We start from the raw sequence: 1539 nt of genomic DNA on the forward strand, positions 1-1539 counted from the left end.
TATCGCTGATTCTGCGGTGGTTACGAAAGTTGCGGTCGTATTTTTCCTGACTGTCCTGATAGTAATCCCAGTATACCAGAGTCACACGGTCTTTTAAGCGCTCCAGATAAGCGCGGGTTTCTTGGGGAATTTCGATTTCCCGGTCGTATTGACCATCTGCTGACATGAGTTTGAAAAACATATCGCTCCACATTTGGCAATGAAAGCCATACTGATCTGCAATATCCAGCACCCGCTCCAAATGCTGGCACATGAGAATGCTCCGGTCAGCCATGCCATTCAAAATCAGGTAGCGGCCCAAGCCAACTAAGTGAGCTTCGTCCATGCCGATATTGACCTTACGGGTTCGGAGTTTGGCCAAGGTCTGAAACATGCCTTCAATCAGCTGGTAGACCTTTTCCTCGCCAATCAGCAGAATATCCTCCACATCACGGAGTTCCTGCACTTCCTTAACCCCCCATTTGACAAAGGCCGACAGGTGCGCCAAGGTCTGGATGCAGGGGACAAAGGTCATGTCAAAGCTCTCTGCATAGGCTTCAATTTCCTGTAATTCCGCTGCTGTATAGCGGCCCCTGAAATAGCCAAAATAAGGCTGATCCTCAATCTCATAGGTGTCTTCCATATAGAGCTCAAAGGTCGAGTAACCCATCAGCGCCAAGACCTCGATCAGGTCCTTGGCAGAGGTCAGATTTAAAACCGCATTGCGGGAGCAGTCGGCCATATAGGCCAGCTGAGCATAGGCCGCTCTTTCTTCAATCGCTGCCGCATCTCCTTCCTTGAGCGCCGCAGCTAAAAGCGCCAAGCCGCGATAGAGCTGGTGGGGCTGCTGATAGGTCACTTGGTAGCGGCCAGCCTGGCCATTGACCGTAAGAGCCGGCTGAGCAGACTGGGAGACAGCAATTTCAATATCCCCCAGATGCAGGCGTTCCTCTAAGCGGACAACTGCTTTTTTTTGTTTGGGTGTCAAGCCTGAAAATGCGGCCATTGTTCTTCCTCCTGCAGCCAGTTGACAAGGGCGCCGTAGAGATTGGCCTCTGCCTGATAAGTGCAGGCTGCAATCTTCGGTGCGAGTGTATATTCTTCGTAACGGTCGACATAGGCAGCGACAGCCTCTTGCACACCCTTGATAAAATCAGGGTTTTGGCTGATAGATCCGCCTAGACTGATCCGGTCTGGATCAAAGAGATATTGGATATTGAGCAAGCCCTTGGCCAGCTGACGGTTCATTTCCCCAATAGCCGCTTGGCAGATTTCATCTCCTGCAGCGGCTGCTTGGTAGATTTTCCTGCCATTCCAGTCTGATGAGCCCGTGCTGGCTTGAACAGAGCGCACCAGGCTGCCGGTCGACGCTAAAAGAGACCAGTTGCCCAGACTTTCAGCTGGTTCTGACAGGAGCATATAGCCAAACTCGCCGCCCAGACCATGCCGGCCGCGGTGCAGCCGGCCATTGACAATCAAGGCTCCGCCAATCCCTGTGCCAATGACTGCACAGGCCGCATTTTCAAGTTCAGGATGGGCCAGCAGTTCGCTCAAACCGAC

Annotated in this window: 1 protein-coding gene and 1 pseudogene; both read right to left on the bottom strand. The window is 52.5% G+C overall.

Annotated elements, in window-relative coordinates:
• Window positions 1-985, bottom strand: a pseudogene (locus STRDD11_RS14315) (beta-N-acetylhexosaminidase); the annotation flags it as partial.
• The coding region (locus tag STRDD11_RS14320) for an ROK family protein (protein WP_241209350.1) at window positions 964-1539 on the bottom strand (576 nt) is incomplete at its 5' end. The pseudogene STRDD11_RS14315 and the gene STRDD11_RS14320, both read right to left, overlap by 22 nt.

The organism is Streptococcus sp. DD11 (genome assembly GCF_001578865.1).
Classification (GTDB): Bacteria; Bacillota; Bacilli; order Lactobacillales; family Streptococcaceae; genus Streptococcus; species Streptococcus panodentis.